15 protein-coding genes, 1 tRNA gene and 1 pseudogene are annotated in these 16,043 nt (G+C 71.9%); 11 read left to right on the top strand and 6 right to left on the bottom strand.

Annotated elements, in window-relative coordinates; translation table 11 throughout:
- Positions 1-490: 490 nt before the first annotated feature.
- Positions 491-1,126, bottom strand: coding sequence for a uracil phosphoribosyltransferase (gene upp, locus AC13HU_RS13220; protein WP_483042016.1), 636 nt, complete (start codon positions 1,124-1,126; stop codon positions 491-493).
- Positions 1,127-1,266: 140 nt separating this feature from the next.
- On the opposite strand from upp, the gene AC13HU_RS13215 reads away from it, so the two are divergent.
- The 8 genes from AC13HU_RS13215 (at position 1,267) to AC13HU_RS13180 (ending at position 5,718) form a co-directional block, all read left to right on the top strand.
- Positions 1,267-1,494 carry a hypothetical protein gene (locus AC13HU_RS13215; RefSeq protein WP_483042015.1) on the top strand — a complete coding sequence of 76 codons (228 nt, stop codon included), beginning with the start codon at positions 1,267-1,269 and terminating at the stop codon, positions 1,492-1,494.
- 278 nt (positions 1,495-1,772) lie between these two features.
- Positions 1,773-2,324, top strand: a complete 552-nt coding sequence (locus AC13HU_RS13210; protein WP_483042014.1) for a tRNA adenosine deaminase-associated protein — start codon at positions 1,773-1,775, stop codon at positions 2,322-2,324.
- A gap of 50 nt (positions 2,325-2,374) precedes the next feature.
- Positions 2,375-2,809: a nucleoside deaminase gene (locus AC13HU_RS13205; protein ID WP_483042013.1), complete on the top strand. Its 435-nt coding sequence runs from the start codon at positions 2,375-2,377 to the stop codon at positions 2,807-2,809.
- 31 nt (positions 2,810-2,840) lie between these two features.
- Positions 2,841-2,930, top strand: a tRNA-Ser gene (locus AC13HU_RS13200).
- On the top strand, positions 2,930-3,310 hold the full coding sequence (locus AC13HU_RS13195; protein WP_483042019.1) for a hypothetical protein: 381 nt from the start codon (positions 2,930-2,932) through the stop codon (positions 3,308-3,310). Before AC13HU_RS13200 ends, AC13HU_RS13195 begins: the two co-directional genes overlap by 1 nt.
- A 28-nt stretch (positions 3,311-3,338) precedes the next feature.
- On the top strand, positions 3,339-3,632 hold the full coding sequence (locus AC13HU_RS13190) for a Dabb family protein (RefSeq protein ID WP_483042012.1): 294 nt from the start codon (positions 3,339-3,341) through the stop codon (positions 3,630-3,632).
- Positions 3,633-3,850: 218 nt separating this feature from the next.
- Positions 3,851-4,690, top strand: coding sequence for an RNA polymerase sigma factor SigF (locus AC13HU_RS13185; protein ID WP_483042011.1), 840 nt, complete (start codon positions 3,851-3,853; stop codon positions 4,688-4,690).
- Positions 4,691-4,857: 167 nt separating this feature from the next.
- Positions 4,858-5,718, top strand: a complete 861-nt coding sequence (locus AC13HU_RS13180; RefSeq protein ID WP_483042010.1) for an RNA polymerase sigma factor SigF — start codon at positions 4,858-4,860, stop codon at positions 5,716-5,718.
- A 39-nt stretch (positions 5,719-5,757) separates the two neighbouring features.
- Here the strand turns inward: AC13HU_RS13180 and AC13HU_RS13175 are convergent, their stop codons facing one another.
- A complete protein-coding gene (locus AC13HU_RS13175; protein WP_483042009.1) occupies positions 5,758-5,955 on the bottom strand; it encodes a hypothetical protein in 198 nt (65 codons plus the stop codon).
- Positions 5,956-6,015: 60 nt separating this feature from the next.
- Here AC13HU_RS13175 and AC13HU_RS13170 point away from each other — a divergent pair, with 60 nt between their 5' ends.
- From AC13HU_RS13170 to AC13HU_RS13160, 3 genes and pseudogenes are all read left to right on the top strand, one after another.
- Positions 6,016-6,954: an aldo/keto reductase gene (locus AC13HU_RS13170; protein ID WP_483042008.1), complete on the top strand. Its 939-nt coding sequence runs from the start codon at positions 6,016-6,018 to the stop codon at positions 6,952-6,954.
- A gap of 228 nt (positions 6,955-7,182) precedes the next feature.
- Positions 7,183-8,712 (top strand): annotated as a pseudogene (locus AC13HU_RS13165) (MDR family MFS transporter); the annotation flags it as partial.
- A gap of 222 nt (positions 8,713-8,934) precedes the next feature.
- Complete coding sequence (locus tag AC13HU_RS13160) at positions 8,935-9,396, top strand: PPOX class F420-dependent oxidoreductase (RefSeq protein WP_483042007.1); 462 nt, start codon at positions 8,935-8,937, stop codon at positions 9,394-9,396.
- 124 nt (positions 9,397-9,520) lie between these two features.
- On the opposite strand, the gene AC13HU_RS13155 is transcribed toward AC13HU_RS13160, so the two are convergent.
- The 4 genes from AC13HU_RS13155 to AC13HU_RS13140 all read right to left on the bottom strand — a co-directional run bounded on the left by AC13HU_RS13155 (position 9,521) and on the right by AC13HU_RS13140 (position 16,032).
- Positions 9,521-11,800: an ArnT family glycosyltransferase gene (locus tag AC13HU_RS13155; RefSeq protein ID WP_483042006.1), complete on the bottom strand. Its 2,280-nt coding sequence runs from the start codon at positions 11,798-11,800 to the stop codon at positions 9,521-9,523.
- Positions 11,797-13,263, bottom strand: coding sequence for a bifunctional glycosyltransferase family 2/GtrA family protein (locus AC13HU_RS13150; protein ID WP_483042005.1), 1,467 nt, complete (start codon positions 13,261-13,263; stop codon positions 11,797-11,799). The genes AC13HU_RS13155 and AC13HU_RS13150 overlap by 4 nt, the downstream gene beginning before the upstream one ends.
- Before the next feature lie 55 nt (positions 13,264-13,318).
- Positions 13,319-15,016, bottom strand: a complete 1,698-nt coding sequence (locus tag AC13HU_RS13145) for a sensor histidine kinase (protein ID WP_483042018.1) — start codon at positions 15,014-15,016, stop codon at positions 13,319-13,321.
- A gap of 257 nt (positions 15,017-15,273) precedes the next feature.
- Positions 15,274-16,032, bottom strand: a complete 759-nt coding sequence (locus AC13HU_RS13140) for a response regulator transcription factor (RefSeq protein WP_483042017.1) — start codon at positions 16,030-16,032, stop codon at positions 15,274-15,276.
- Between the last annotated feature and the right edge of the window lie 11 nt (positions 16,033-16,043).

The raw sequence follows: 16,043 nt of genomic DNA, 5'->3' as shown, positions 1-16,043 counted from the left end.
GCTGGCGGGGGCGTCCGCCAGGCGCCGCAGCGGCCTCGTAGTGGACCTACTCGGCCGATGCGGCAACGCCGTGGACGGCCGCGCCAGGGCGGCGAGCGGGGCAAACCTTGCCGGGAGGGGCACTAGTGCCCCTCCCGGCTGCCCCGTCCTGCCGTTCGCGGGACCTTGCGGTGGCTGGGTGGTCGCTCGCGCAGTTCCCCGCGCCCCTGAGCATGTGCAGCTCCCACCGTGCTTGCCCCGGGCGTACCCGGGCAAATCCGGGGGCGCGGGGAACTGCGCGCTCAGCAGGCCACGGCCTGCGGCCGGGAACGCAGCGACACCACAACGACGCGTAGCCGAGGGGCGCGTGGGGGTACTCCCCCTGGCTTCGCCGGGGGCACCCCCACCCAGGCGGAGCTCTGGGGGAGAACGGCGCGACCAGCCCCCACCGGGAGGTGGTCCCGGAACCGACGGAACACAGCACCCCGGAGGGTCCGCTCGGCCCCGGCGGCTAGCCGACCGTGCCGTAGAGGCGGTCGCCCGCGTCGCCGAGGCCGGGGACGATGAAGCCCTGTTCGTTGAGCCGCTCGTCGACCGCGGCGGTGACCACGGTGACGGGCTTGCCCGCGAGTTCACGCTCCATCAGTTCGACGCCCTCGGGGGCGGCGAGCAGGCAGAGGGCGGTGACGTCGTCGGCCCCGCGCTCGATCAGCAGCTGGATCGCGGCGACCAGGGTGCCGCCGGTCGCCAGCATGGGGTCGACCACGTACACCTGACGGCCGGACAGGTCCTCGGGCATACGGGTGGCATACGTCTTGGCCTGGAGGGTGTCCTCGTCGCGGACCATGCCGAGGAAGCCGACCTCGGCGGTGGGCAGCAGCCGGACCATGCCGTCGAGCATGCCGAGCCCGGCGCGCAGGATCGGCACCACGAGGGGCCGGGGGTGGGACAGCCGCACCCCGGTGGTGGGCGCGACCGGGGTGACGATGTCGACCTGCTCGGTGCGTACGTCACGCGTCGCCTCGTAAGCGAGCAGGGTGACGAGTTCGTCGGCGAGCCGGCGGAAGGTGGGCGAGTCGGTGCGCCCGTCGCGCAGCGCGGTGAGCTTGTGCGCGACCAGCGGGTGGTCGACAACATGGAGACGCATGGGAGGACTGTATCCGGCGCCCTCCGCCCGGCGCCCTCCCTTCCTCACCCTCATCCCTCTGTGCGCGGGGACGGGTAAACCGCACCTTCGGGGGAAGGTTCCGGAGGAATCGCGACACAGACGCGGGGACGGTGGCACACATGCCGGACACGACGGGCCGCGACAGCGGCGGCGGACGCGGCGGCGGACGCGGCGAGCGGGCTGGTCCGCAGGCCCAGCACGAACGGGAGTTGGAGCGGCGCCACAAGCGCGCCGCGTTCCTGCGCGAGCTGGACGAGGCGAAGGAGCTCCGGGACCGGGTCCAGCCCCGGCGGGCCCGGGCGGCCCGGATGCGCCAGCAGATACGGATGCGCACCTTCCGCTGGTGACTCGCGAGCAGCTGCCGAGGTGCGCCGCACCCGCTGGTTCGATGTGCGCGACGTCACCACGTGGAGCGGTCGAGTGACCCTGCGGCCGGTCGGGGGTCCGCCAAGATCGCGGTTTTCCCGAGAAGTGACCAAGTCCTGGCACGTCGCGGTGTCGAAGACCCTTCGCGACGCCCATGTTTCTGCCACGATGCCGAGTGGGTGGGACCGTCATGAAACCCTCATGAACCGCAAGTGGGCCCACCCGGTCCGGACGGCCTGAGACCTGTGGGAGAGTCACGGTGTACTTCGCCGCACTGCTCGCGCGCACCGAGGACGGTTGGCAAGCGAGCGAACCCGATCTCGACGATGTGGAAACCCTCGCCGACCTGAGCGATCTGGCTCGTACGGCCGGTGACGAGGAGGAAACGGTTCTGGTCTTCATCGAGCAGGAGGACGCCTGGTTCGGCGTCATCCGCGTCGACGGTGAAGAGGACCCCAGGATCTATGTGTCAGACGCGGCGGCCGCCGCCCGTAGCTCGTACGGAGAGATCCTGCTCACCGACGAGGTGCTGGGCCGCGACCCGGACAACGCGGACGACCTCGACGACCTTGTCGACCTCGACGGCACCGAGGACGGCGATACCGACGACACCGAAGAGGACGCCGGAGCCGGCCCCTCCGAGGACCATGTGCCGACCGGCCCGCTCGGCGAGACCGGCTTGCTGGCCGACCTGGGAATGAGCGCCGCGGAACTGCTCGCGTTGAGCGGAGACGGCGCCCTGACCGGCGAGGCCCTGGGCGAGATCGCCGACGCCCTGGGAGCGGCCGACGTCCTGGAGGCCGTCCGCTGACCGACTCCGGCACCGAACCCGACGTCCTGCGCGACCCCTGGGCACCCGCCATGCGGATCGCCCTGGCGGAGGCCGAGCACGCCCCGCTCACCGGTGACGTACCGGTGGGCGCGGTCGTGCTGGCCCCCGACGGCTCGGTGCTGTCCCGCGCGCACAACGAGCGTGAGGCGACCGGTGATCCGACCGCCCACGCCGAGGTGCTGGCCATCCGCCGCGCAGCAGCCGCCCTGGGCCGGTGGCGGTTGACCGGCTGCACCCTGGCGGTGACCTTGGAGCCGTGCACCATGTGCGCGGGCGCCATCGTGCTGGCCCGGCTGGAGCGGGTGGTCTACGGCGCCCCCGATCCGAAGGCGGGCGCGGCCGGTTCGCTGTGGGACCTGGTCCGCGACCGCCGCCTCAACCACCGCCCCGAGGTGATCGCCGAGGTGCTGCCCACCCCGAGCGCGACCCTCCTCACCCGCTTCTTCCGCCCAAACGATTTCTGACCACGGCGCTCCGTGGGCTAAGCTCTCTCTCGGTAGCGTGTCCGAGCGGCCTAAGGAGCACGCCTCGAAAGCGTGTGAGGGGGCAACTCCTCCGTGGGTTCAAATCCCACCGCTACCGCCATGAGCTGGACGAACGGGACCGCCTCCCCTGTGGAGGCGGTCCCGTTCGCTGTGTTCCCAGCCGGTGCCCCTGGCCGTCAAAGCCTCGCAATCATCATCGTTTTTGCGGATGATGATGCTGTCCGGTCGTCTGGTTACTCCGAACGGCGGATAGAATTCGGCGATTGCACACTTGTGACCGCTGGTGCCGAGTCGCTGCTGGGGAGGCCAAGGAGCATGGCGCAGGCGAGGAGGATCGCCACCATCGTGCTGGTGATCTTCGTGCTTTATACGATCATCGACCAGCCGGCTCGGGCGGCCGACCTTGTGCAGGTAGGGTTCGTCGGGATTTCGAACGCGGCCAAGAGCATCGGGCAGTTCATGCACGACCTGGCCAACTGAGGGCCGTGGGGCAAGGCGAGGAGTGGCGATGATCCGTCATCTGGTGCTGTTCAAGTTGAACGAGGGCGTCAGCCGTGACGAGGAGCGGGTGGTCGCAGCCGCCGGTGGGTTGGTCGAACTCGGCGCGCTGGTCCCGGAGGCGGCCTCCTGGGAGTGCGGCTGGAACGTGACGGACCGGCCGATCGCCTACGACTTCGCGATCAACTCCTCCGTCGCGGACGCCGACGCGCTGGTGCGCTATCTCGAGCATCCCGCACACAAGGCCGCGGTCGCGCCGTGGTCGCAGTTCGCCACCTGGGTCATCGCGGACTACGAGATCTGATCGCACACCCATGCGCAGCAGCCCCTCGCCATCCGCGGCGGGGGGCTTCGTCGTGCCGGTCCACGCGCGGCCCGTTCGTACAACACGGCAATATGCGGTGCTTGCACAAAGCACAAATGAATTGTGATGCTATGACCGCTTTGCCCGACGTTTGACGGATGTTCGCCGGATGCTGCAGTCGCAGCAGCAGGCTGGAGTGGACCGATAAGGGGTGTGGTGTGCCGGTGTCGGCCCGTACGGCGTCAACGTCAGCGACGACGACGTATCCGCGTGGCAGGACGCGGACGCCGAACAGCAACGCGGCCGACGCGCGGGCGCTGACCCAGGTGCTCTTCGAGCAGATCGTGGAGCTGGAGCCGGGCACGCCCGAGCACAGCCGGGTGCGGGCCGCGCTGATCGAGGTGAACCTGCCGCTGGTGCGGTACGCCGCCGCCCGCTTCCGCAGCCGCAACGAGCCGATGGAGGACGTGGTCCAGGTCGGCACGATCGGCCTGATCAACGCGATCGACCGGTTCGACCCGGAGCGCGGGGTGCAGTTCCCGACCTTCGCGATGCCCACCGTGGTCGGCGAGATCAAGCGCTACTTCCGGGACAACGTGCGCACCGTGCACGTGCCGCGCCGGCTGCACGAGCTGTGGGTGCAGGTCAGCGGAGCCATCGAGGACCTGACGGTGCTGCACGGCCGCTCCCCGACCACCGCGGAGATCGCCGAGCGGCTACGGCTGTCCGAGGAGGAGGTGCTGGCCTGCCTTGAGGCGGGCCGCGCCTACCACGCCACCTCGCTGGAGGCCGCCCAGGAGGGCGACGGCGCCCCGGGGCTGCTGGACCGGCTCGGCTACGAGGACCCGGCGCTCAACGGCGTCGAGCACCGCGACCTGGTCCGGCATCTTCTGGTGCAACTGCCGGAGCGCGAAAGGCGCATCCTGCTGCTGCGCTACTTCGGCAACCTGACGCAGTCGCAGATCAGCGCGGAGCTGGGGGTTTCGCAGATGCACGTGTCCCGTTTGCTGTCCCGGAGCTTCGCCCGGCTGCGGTCCGCAAACCAGCTCGAAGCGTAACCCAACGGGATTAAGCCACCTGCACAGATAAGTCGACATGACGCTACAGCGTGTTGCCGACATGTGACATTCTGCGGATAGCGCGTTTGTGACGGCCGGACCTCCGGTATTCCAGTGGAGGAACAACCGTCGCTCGCGACGCCCGTCCGCGACCTCAAGGGGGTGGCATGTCCGTACAGTTGGGCAGTCCCAAGGTGCTTCGTACCGACGCAACCGACGCTGACGTACCGCATGACGCTGTGCATGACGCTGTGCGCAGCGATGCCATCGACACCCGCACGCTGTCCCGTTCGCTCTTCCTGCGACTGGCGGAGCTACCGGTCGACAGTCCGGACCGCACCTACGTCCGTGACACGCTCATCGAGTTGAACCTCCCGCTGGTGCGGTACGCCGCCGCCCGCTTCCGCAGTCGGAACGAGCCGATGGAGGACATCGTCCAGGTCGGCACGATCGGCCTGATCAAGGCGATCGACCGGTTCGACTGCGAGCGCGGCGTGGAGTTCCCGACCTTCGCGATGCCCACCATCGTCGGCGAGGTGAAGCGGTTCTTCCGCGACACGTCGTGGTCGGTGCGGGTCCCGCGGCGGTTGCAGGAGCTGCGGCTGGCGCTGACCAAGGCGAGCGACGAGCTGTCCCAGAAGCTGGACCGCTCGCCGACCGTCGCCGAACTGGCCGGCTGCCTCGGCGTCTCCGAGGAGGACGTGGTCGACGGCCTCGCGGTCGGCAACGCCTACACCGCCAGCTCGCTGGACTCCCCGCCGCCCGAGGACGACGGCGGCGAGGGCACCCTGGCCGACCGGCTGGGATACGAGGACAGCGCCCTCGAAGGCGTCGAGTACCGCGAGTCGCTGAAGCCGCTGCTGGCCCAACTGCCGCCGCGCGAACGGCAGATCATCATGCTGCGGTTCTTCGCGAACATGACGCAGTCGCAGATCGGCGAGGAGGTCGGCATCTCCCAGATGCACGTCTCCCGGTTGCTGACCCGGACGCTGGCTCAGCTGCGCGTGGGACTCACCGCTGAGGCGTAGGAGGGGGGAGTGGTCGCCGGGCGTCCGGCGGACCCGCCGCTACTTCACCGCGAGCGCGACCACTCCCACGATCACCACCAGGACCACGATCACACCGATGATCAGGCCGGCGCGGCTGCGGCCCTGAACGCGCTGCACCTGGGCGGCGGGCGGCTGCTCGTCGACGAAGGCACGGAACATCTGGGTGCTGCCGGCCGGGTCGTAATTGTTGTCAGGGTTGGGCGAGGAGTTCGACATGCCGCCTGACCCTAGCGTGTCGGCGGAATAACCCGCACCCCCTGACTGTTGCATCAGCACATGGCACGCATCGGCAACTCGGCGCTCGACGTCTTCCCCCTGTCCCTCGGCGGCAATGTCTTCGGCTGGACGGCCGACGAGGCGCAGTCCTTCGCCGTCCTCGACGCGTACACCGCGCGCGGCGGCAACTTCATCGACACCGCGGACGTGTACTCGGCCTGGGTGCCGGGCAACTCCGGCGGTGAGTCGGAGACGATCCTCGGCGCGTGGCTGGCCCGTAGCGGCCGCCGCGACGACATGGTGGTCGCCACGAAGGTGGGCAGCCACCCGGACTTCAAGGGGCTGCGGGCCGACACGATCAAGCAGGGCGCCGAGGCGTCGCTGCGCCGGCTGGGCGTCGAGCACATCGACCTCTACTACACGCACTTCGACGACCCCGATGTCCCGGTCGAGGAGATCATCACCGCGCTGGACGCCCTCGTGAAGGAGGGCAAGGTCCGGGCGATCGGCGCCTCCAACATCACGGCGGAGCGACTGGCCGCCTCGCTGGACTTCTCCGAGCGCGAGGGCCTGGCGCGGTACGAAATCATCCAGCCCAAGTACAACCTGGTCGAGCGCGACGAGTTCGAGGGTCCGCTCGCCGACCTGGTGGCGGCCCGCGGCCTGTCCACGGCTCCTTACTATGGGCTGGCCTCCGGCTTCCTCACCGGCAAGTACCGCGCCGGTGCCACCGAGGTCTACAGCGCCCGGGCCGAGCGCGCCGCCGGCTTCCTCGACACGCCCAGCGGCCCGAAGGTGCTGGCGGCGCTGGACGAGATCGCCGCCGCCCACGACGCCGAGGTCGGCACCGTCGCGCTGGCCTGGCTGGCCGCGCAGCCGACGGTGGTCGCGCCGATCGCCAGCGCGCGTACGGCCGAGCAGGTGCCGGCGCTGACCGCGGTCGCCGAGCTGGCGCTGACCGCGCAGGAGCTGGCGGCGCTGACCGCCGCCTCGTCCTGACCGCCCTCTGACGGCGGCCATTCCAGGCACGTCTTCCCGCACCGAGTTCGCCCGCTCCCGCAACGGGGGCGGGCGATTGCTCTGTCGTGACCTTGCTCTCAGCCATCCCACAGCACTTGTGACATACAACCATTTCCTCTTATGGTTGCTTCAGGCAACCAAGAGGAAGGCTGGCGAACCGAGTCGATGGCGACACCCACCCCGACCGCCGCAACGTCCGAACCCCCCATGTCTCACCGCCAGATCATGGAGGCGCTGTCCGGTCTGCTGATCGGCCTGTTCGTGGCGATCCTGTCGTCGACGATCGTCTCCAACGCCCTGCCGCGCATCCTCTCCGACATCGGCGGCGGCCAGAGCGCGTACACCTGGGTGGTCACCGCCTCGCTGCTCGCGGTCACCGCGACCACGCCGATCTGGGGCAAGCTCTCCGACCTGTTCAGCAAGAAGCTGCTGATCCAGCTCGCGCTGGTGATCTACGTGGCCGGGTCGATGGTCGCGGGGCTGTCGAACAGCCCGGGCATGCTGATCGCCTGTCGGCTGGTGCAGGGCATCGGCGCGGGCGGGCTGTCCGCGCTCACCCAGGTGATCATGGCGGCGATGATCTCGCCCCGGCAGCGCGGCCGGTACAGCGGCTACCTCGGCGCCACCTTCGCGGTCGCCACCGTCGGCGGGCCGCTGGTCGGCGGCGTGATCGTCGACTCCGCGCTGGGCTGGCGCTGGTGCTTCTACGTCGGGGTGCCGTTCGCGATCATCGCGCTGGTGGTGCTGCAGAAGACGCTGCACCTGCCGGTGGTCAAGCGGCAGGCGCGGATCGACTGGGCGGGCGCCTTCTTCATCACCGCGGCCGTGTCGCTGCTGATGGTGTGGGTCTCGCTGGGCGGCCAGAACTACCCGTGGATGTCCACCCAGACCTATGTGATGGTGCCGCTCGCGCTGCTGCTCGGCCTGGTCTTCATCCTCGTCGAGACCCGCGCCGCCGAGCCGATCGTGCCGCTGCGGCTGTTCCGCAGCCCGACGATCACCCTCACCTCCTTCGCCAGCCTCTTCATCGGCGTGGCGATGTTCGCCGGCACGGTGTTCCTCAGCCAGTACTTCCAACTCGCCCGCGGCAAGACCCCGACCGTGTCCGGGCTGATGACGATCCCGCTGATCGGCGGGCTGTTCGTGGCCTCGATGGTCAGCGGCCGGATCATCACCCGCACCGGCCGCTGGAAGGTCTTCCTGGTCGCCGGCGGCCTGCTGGTCACCGCGGGCTGCGCCCTGCTCGGCACGATCCGCCACGACACCGCGTATCCCGAAGTGGCGCTCTACATGGCGCTGCTGGGCCTGGGCATCGGCATGATGATGCAGAACCTGGTGCTCGCCGTGCAGAACCAGGTGACGGCGGCCGACCTCGGCTCGGCCAGTTCGCTGGTCACCTTCTTCCGCTCGCTGGGCGGCGCGATCGGCGTCACCGCGCTCGGCGCGATGCTCGGCAACCGGGTCACCCACTTCACCTCCACCGGCCTGGCCGCGCTGCACATCAAGGCGACCGGCGCCGACGGCTCCGGCGGCATCCCCGACGTCGACAAGCTGCCCGCGCCGGTGCGGGGCGTGGTGGAGGGCGCCTACGGCCACGGCGTCGGCGACGTCTTCCTGTACGCGGCCCCGTTCGCGCTGATCGCCTTCCTGCTGGTGGTCTTCGTCAAGGAGGTGGCGCTGCGCGACCGCAGCGGGTCGCAGCAGGCCGTGCAGACCGCCGACGCCCCGGCGCGGGTGACCGACGGCCAGGCAGGGTAACCCAGCAGGTAGCGCACAGCACAGCGCCCCGGCAGGGGCGACAACTCCCGGTCGTACGGCCCGCACCCGCAGCGGAGAGGTCCGGTACGCACGACACGGGTCAGGGTTCCGGCGGTGACCGGAGCAGGGGACGGCCGAGGCCGCCGCCGGGACCCGCACTTCCTTCGCGGACCGCACCGCGCGGCGACGTAAGGTGCCGCCATGGCTCCCAACATCGCCACCACCACCAAAGTCGGCCTGGCCGAACTGCTGGAGTTCATCCGGCCGCGGCACAACGCCATCCTGCTCACCACCCGTGCGGACGGCCGTCCGCAGGGCTCGCCGCTCACCTGCGGGGTGGACGACTCGGGGCGGATCGTGATCTCGACCTACCCCGAGCGGGCCAAGGCCCGCAACGCCAAGCGCGATCCGCGGGTCAGCGTCATTGTGCTGTCCGACTCCTTCGGCGACGCGTGGGTCCAGATCGACGGCAGCGCCGAAGTGCTGGACGCGCCCGAGTCCGTGGAACCCCTCGTGGAGTACTTCCGGAACATCTCCGGCGAGCACCCCGACTGGGCGGAGTACCGCGAGGCGATGGTCCGGCAGGGCAAGTCGATCATCCGGATCACCCCGGAGCGCTGGGGCCCGATCGCGACCGGCGGCTTCCCGGCCCGCCTCGCCTGAGTACGCGTACGAGCACGCGGACGCGCACGAGGACGCGCACGAGGACGCGCACGCGCACGAGGACGCGCACGCGCGAGCCCGCGGACCGGCTGAACCGGTCCGCGGGCTCGGGCTTGCGGGCGGGCTACTTCGGCGCCGGGAGGTCGTAGACGGTCGTGCCGCCCACGGTCTTGGCGGTGAAGTGCGACTGGACCCAGGAGCTGATGGCGGAGGACGCGTTGCTGCCGCCCATCGAGCCGCCGCCTCCCGTACCGCTGCCGATGAAGTAGTGGATGCGGCCGGCGGCCACGTACTTCTCGAACTGGGCGAGCGTGGGTGACGGGTCGCTGCCGTTGAAGCCGCCGATGGACATCACCGGCTTCTGGGTGGCCAGTTGGTAGCTCGCCTGGTTCTGCGAGCCGATCGCGGCCGCGACCCAGGTGTAGTCGCCGGCGTTCTTGAGCAGCAGGGACTTCATGGCGGAGCTGACCTGGGCGCCGTCGAGAAGGCCGCCCATGCCGCCTCCGCCGCCCCGGCCGTTCCCGCCGCCGAAGCGGGACTCGCCGGTGGTGCCGCCGCCCGGGAAGCCGTTCATGCTCTGACCGGGTGCCTGGCCCTGGGACTGTCCCTGGCCGGGTGCCTGACCCTGACCGAAGCCGCCGGTGCCGCCGGTACCGCCGGTGCCACCGCCGGGGAAGGTGCCGGTCGGCGGGGTGCCGCCGGTACGGCCCTGGCCGCCGGCGCCGAAGCCGCCGCGGCCGCCCCCGCCGGGGAACCCGCCCATGCCGCCCTGCACGGAGGGACCCGCGGTCACGATGGACCCCTGGTGCCCGGTGCTCACGGTGTCGAGGGTGTACGCCACCGGTCCGCCCAGGACCGCGGCGAGGCCGACCACGGCCGACAGCACCGTGAGCCGGGCGCCGGCCCGCGCGGTGGCCATGCCCGGGAGCGCGCCCGCGAGCAGCGCCAGCGCGGCCACCGCCCCGGCGACGACCAGCGCGGTACGCAGCCACGGGTGCCAGTCGGGGCTGCGGTGCAGCAGGGTGTACGCCCACACGGACGTGCCCGCGACCGTGATCGCCAGCGCCGAGGCGGCCGCGATGTGGGTACGCCGCTGCCACAGCAGGGAGGCACCCATACCGACCAGCGCCGCGATGTACGGCGCGAGCGCGATGTTGTAGTACTGGTGGAAGATGCCGGACATGTAGCTGAACGTGGCGAAGGTCATCAACAGCGCGCCGCCCCAGAGCAGGAAGGCCGCCCGCGTCGCCGAGGTACGGCGGGCCCTTCGGGTGATCCACACCCCCGCGATCAGCATCGCGAACGCGGCCGGCAGCAGCCAGGAGATCTGCCCGCCCATCTCGGAGTTGAAGAGCCGGCCGATACCGGTCGCGCCCCACATGCCGCCGCCGTTGCCGGCGCCGGGTCCCCCGCCGCCGCCGACACTGCCGGTCTCGTCGCCGGTGATCCGGCCGAAGCCGTTGTACCCGAAGGTCAGCGACAGGAAGCTGTTGTCCTGGGAGCCGCCGATGTACGGGCGCGAGGACTTCGGCCACAGCTCGACGATCGCCACCCACCAGCCGCCCGCGAGCAGCATCGCACCGCCGGCGTAGAGCAGTTGGAGCAGGCGGCGGCGCAGCGGGGTGGGCGCGCAGACCGCGTGGACCACGGCGAGCGGCGGCAGGATCAGCCACGCCTGGAGGGTCTTGGTGAGGAACGCGAAACCGAAGACGACGCCGGCAAGCAGCAGCCACTTGGTGCGGGCGTCCTCGATGGCGCGCAGCACGCAGTAGATCGCCGTGACCATGAGCAACGCGAGCAGCGCGTCAGGGTTGTTGAAGCGGAACATCAGCGCGGCGACCGGGGTGAGCGCGAGCACCGCGCCCGCGGTCAGGCCCGCGCCGGGCCCGAACCGCCGCCGCAGCGCCGCGTAGAGGACGCCGACGGTGGCCACGCCCATCAGTGCCTCGGGCACGAGGATCTGCCACGACCCGAGTCCGAACAGCCGCACCGACAGGCCCATCGGCCACAGCGCCGCGGGCGGTTTGTCGACGGTGATCGAGTTCGCCGCGTCGGAGGAGCCGAAGAAGAACGCCTTCCAGCTCTGGCTGCCCGCCTGGACGGCGGCGGAGTAGAAGGAGTTGGCGTATCCGGAGGCGCCCAGGTCGTAGAGGTAGAGCACCAGGGTGGCGACCAGCAGGGCCAGGAACGCCGGGCGGGCCCAGGACGGGTCCTCCGGGCGGCCGCGCCAAGTCCGTTGCAGGAAGCGGCGGGTGGCGCGGGCCGACTGCGCACTGACCGATCCGTCGGCGGCGGGGTCTTCGATGGCGCGGGGTGGGCCGCCGGGGGCGGCGACCGGACCGGGTGCGGGACCGGACGGGCCGGCCACGCCGTCCAGCGCGTGTGCGTCGCTCGGGGAGGTCATCGGGCACTCCTCAGATCGCGGTCGTCGCGGTCGTCATAGTCGTCGTAGCCGGCACGGTCGCCACGTACGTCGTGGTCGCCGGGGGCGTCGTACTCGGCGCGTCCGTCGTGGGTGTCGTGGGCGTCGTCGCCTTCTGCGGCGGTCCCGGCGTCGCGGCCGAACTGGTCGGTGCGGTCGGGGACGAGCCAGGCGCGGAAGAGCAGGAAACGCAGCACCGTGGCGGCGAGGTTCGCCGCGACCAGGACGGCCAGTTCGGTGCGGTGGGCCGGGTGCGGCACCGCGGTGTGCAGGGCGGCGAGCGAACCACTGGTCAGCGCAAGGCCGATGGCGAACACCACCAGTCCCTGGGCCTGGTGGCGGACCGCCCGGGCCGGGCCGCGCACCCCGAACGTGAGCCGCCGGTTGGCAGCGGTGTTGCCGAGCGCGGACAGCAACAGGGCCAGCGCGTTGGCGAATTGGGAGTCCATCGCGCCGCGGAAGAGGAAGTACAGCGCGAGGTAGACGACCGTACTCAGCACGCCGACCGCGCAGAAGCCGACCAGCTGGCGGGCCAACCCGGGCGGCACACCCGGCAGTTCGCGGTCGCGCGGGTCCTCCCCGAACGGCCTGCGCAGCCGGTCGAGCGCGAGCCGCCCGGTGGCCAGCGCCCGGCCGACCCGCCAGACGCCGCGCAGGTCGGTGGTGGCGGTCCGCACCAGGTCCACGCTGCTGTTCGGGTCGTCGATCCAGTCCACCGGCACCTCGTGGATGCGCAGCCCGGCGCGTTCGGCGAGCACCAGCATCTCCGTGTCGAAGAACCAGCCGGCGTCCTCCACCATCGGCAGCAGCCGCTGCGCGACGTCCGCGCGGATCGCCTTGAAGCCGCACTGCGCGTCGGAGAAGTGCGCGGCGAGCGAGCCGCGCAGGATCAGGTTGTAGATACGGGAGATGAACTCCCGCTTGGCGCCGCGCACCACCCGCGAGGACTGGGCGAGGCGCGAACCGATCGCGAGGTCGGAGTGGCCGGAGATCAGCGGGGCGACCAGCGGCAGCAGCGCGTTGAGGTCGGTGGACAGATCGACGTCCATGTACGCCAGTACCGGCGCGTCCGAGGCGGTCCACACGGTGCGCAGCGCCAGCCCGCGCCCCTTCTGCTCCAGCCGGACCGATACGACCTCGGGCAGCTCGTCGGCGAGCCGCACGGCGATCGCGGGGGTCCGGTCGGTGCTGGCGTTGTCGGCGACGGTGATCCGGAACGGGTACGGGAACGTGCCGGCGAGGTGTGCGTGCAGCCGGCGTACGCCGGGGCCGAGGCCGGCCTCCTCGTTGTAGACGGGGACGACGACGTCGAGCACGGGCGCGACGGGCACGGGGGGCACGCGTGGTGCGCCGGTGGTCGGGCGGGTCGCGGCGTCGGACGGATGTACTGCGGCCGTGACCGGCAGGTGCCGACGGGCGGGCAGATTGCCGAGAGTGGTTCGCATGCCATGAGCCTCGACAACGGTCCTGTCATGGCGATGTGCCGAGGCTGAGCAACGCCTATGAGTCGGTTGGTGCCGGTGAGGCAGGCATGGCGGGTGTCATGTCCGAGGCGGGGGCGTAGGCGCGGGCGGGCGGCGCGATCGCCGTTCGCACGGCCGGTACGGGTGGCACGGGCGGCACGGGTGCCACGGGTGCCACGGGCGGCGCCGGCGGTACGGGCGGCGCCGGTACGGCCGATCCCGGTGCGCCGTGCTTCGCGGCCGGCGCGGCGGCGGGCAGCGTGACGGTGAAGACCGTACGGCCCGGGGCGGACGCGACCTCCACGGTGCCGCCGTGCGCGGCGACCACCGACTGCACGATGGCCAGGCCCAGTCCCGTACTGCCCGCCGAACGGGAGCGGGAGGCATCGCCGCGGGCGAACCGTTCGAAGACGTGCCGGCGCAGGTCGGCGGGGATGCCGGGGCCGTCGTCCTCGACCTCCAGCACGACGCCGGACGGGCGGCGCCGCACCCGGGCGGTGACGGTCGTGCCGGGCGGGGTGTGGGTGCGGGCGTTGGCGAGGAGGTTGGCGAGCACCTGCTGGAGGCGCGGCGCGTCGCCGTGCACGGTCGCGGGCTCGTCGGGCAGTTCCAGCCGCCAGACGTGGTCGCGGCCGGCCGCGCGGGCGTCACTGACCGCGTCCACCACCAGCGGGGACAGGTCGGTCTCGGTCCGGTCGACCGGGCGGCCCGCGTCGAGCCGGGCCAGCAGCAGCAGGTCCTCGACCAGCGTGGTCATCCGGGCCGCCTCGGACTCGATCCGGCCGAGCGCGTGCCGGGTGTCGGGGCCGACCGGCTCCTGACCCCGGCGGGTCAGCTCGGCGTAGCCGCGGATGGAGGCGAGCGGGGTACGCAGTTCGTGGCTGGCGTCGGCGACGAACCGCCGGACCCGGGTCTCGCTCTCCTGCCGGGCGTGCAGCGCCGAACCGACGTGCCCGAGCATCCGGTTGAGCGCGGCGCCGACCTGGCCGAACTCGGTGCGCGGGTCGGTGTCGGACTCCGGCACCCGGCTCAGCGGGGCCACCTCGCCGCGGTGCAGCGGCAGTTCGGCGACCCGGGTGGCCGTGGCGGCGACCCGGCGCAGCGGTTGCAGGGCGATCCGCATCAGCGCGGCGCCCGCGAGCCCGGCCGCGACGAGCCCGGCGGCGGCGACCGAGACCTCCACCCACAGCAGCGTGGACAGGGTGTCCTCGGTGCCCGCGGTGCTCAGGCCGACCAGGATGGTGCTGCCGTCGCCGGCGGGCGCGGCGGATTCGACCCGGTAGTCGCCGAGGCCGGGGATGGTGACGTTGTGCGGGTTGCCGTCGCGCGGCACGCCGGCGAAGGCCGCGGCCTGCTTAGCGGTGAGGTCGTCGGCGACGAGCTGGCCGGTGCTGGGGCTGGTGGCGCTGACCGCCGCCTCGGTGACGGTGCCGGTGGAGCTGACGGTCGCGCCGACCGTCTCGCCCGGCTGGCCGCCGCCGGCGAGGAAGACGAAGGGGATGCTCCGGGGCAGGTCACCGGCCCTGCCGCGCGCGGTCGGGCCCAGGCCGCCCCGGTCGCCGGAAGGGCTCTGGCCGGGCCCGGACTGGTCGGGGCGCGGGCCGTCGGCGCGCACCGCCGTGTCGTGCACCTTGGCGTCGAGCTGCCCGTACAGGAAGTCGTGCAGGGCGAATATCGTCACCGCGCCGATCACCGTGCAGACGACGGCGACCAGCGCGACACAGGAGGCGACCAGGCGGCGGCGCAGGGACCAGCGGCGCGGCGCCCAGCGGCTGCGGCTGCGGCGGGGCGGGGTGCGCGGGCGCGGGGGTGCCGTCGCGCCGTGGTCACCGGCCGGGTCGGTGCCGGTGTCGCGGGCCAGGTCGGTGCCGGCGGCGGCGCCCGAGGCCGTGCCGGGGCCCGCGCCCGTACCGGTGCTCGTATCCGTACCGGGCCCCGGTCCGGGCCGCGGGGCCGGCCCGTACTGGTGTGGTGCGGTCGGTGCGGGGCGGGTCACACCGGTTCGCCGGGCTTGATGAGGTAGCCGGCGCCGCGCCGGGTGTGGATCATCGGCGAGCGGCCCGCGTCGATCTTGCGGCGCAGGTAGGAGATGTAGAGCTCGACGACGTTGGCCTGACCGCCGAAGTCGTAGGACCAGACCCGGTCCAGGATCTGGGCCTTGCTCAGCACCCGGCGCGGGTTGCGCATGAGGTAGCGGAGCAGCTCGAACTCGGTCGCGGTGAGGTGGATGTTGTCGCCGCCGCGGCTGACCTCGTGGCTGTCCTCGTTCAGGACGAGGTCGCCGACGGCGAGCACGGACTCGTTGCGGATGGCGGCGGCGCCGGAGCGGCGCAGCAGTCCGCGCAGGCGGGCGACGACCTCCTCCAGGCTGAACGGCTTGGTCACGTAGTCGTCGCCGCCGGCGGTGAGCCCGGCGATCCGGTCCTCGACCGCGTCCTTCGCGGTGAGGAAGAGCACGGGCACGTCGGGGGTCTGGCGGCGCAGCCGGGCGAGCACTTCGAGCCCGTCCATGTCCGGGAGCATCACGTCGAGCACCACCGCGTCGGGGCGGTTCTCGCGGGCGGAACGCAGCGCACTGGCGCCGTCACCCTCGGTGCGGACCTGCCAGCCCTCGTAGCGCAGGGCCATGCAGAGCAGGTCGGCGAGCGGGGCCTCGTCGTCCACCACGAGGACGCGGACCGGCGAGCCGTCCGGGCGGGCGAGGCCGTCGGCCGGGGCGGACGCGGGAGCGGCGTGAGCGGTGTGGGTCACGGGGGCGGCGG

The organism is Streptomyces sp. NH27 (genome assembly GCF_056859195.1).
Note: the sequence above shows the minus strand (reverse complement) of the source record. Positions and strands in the feature narration are given on the sequence as shown.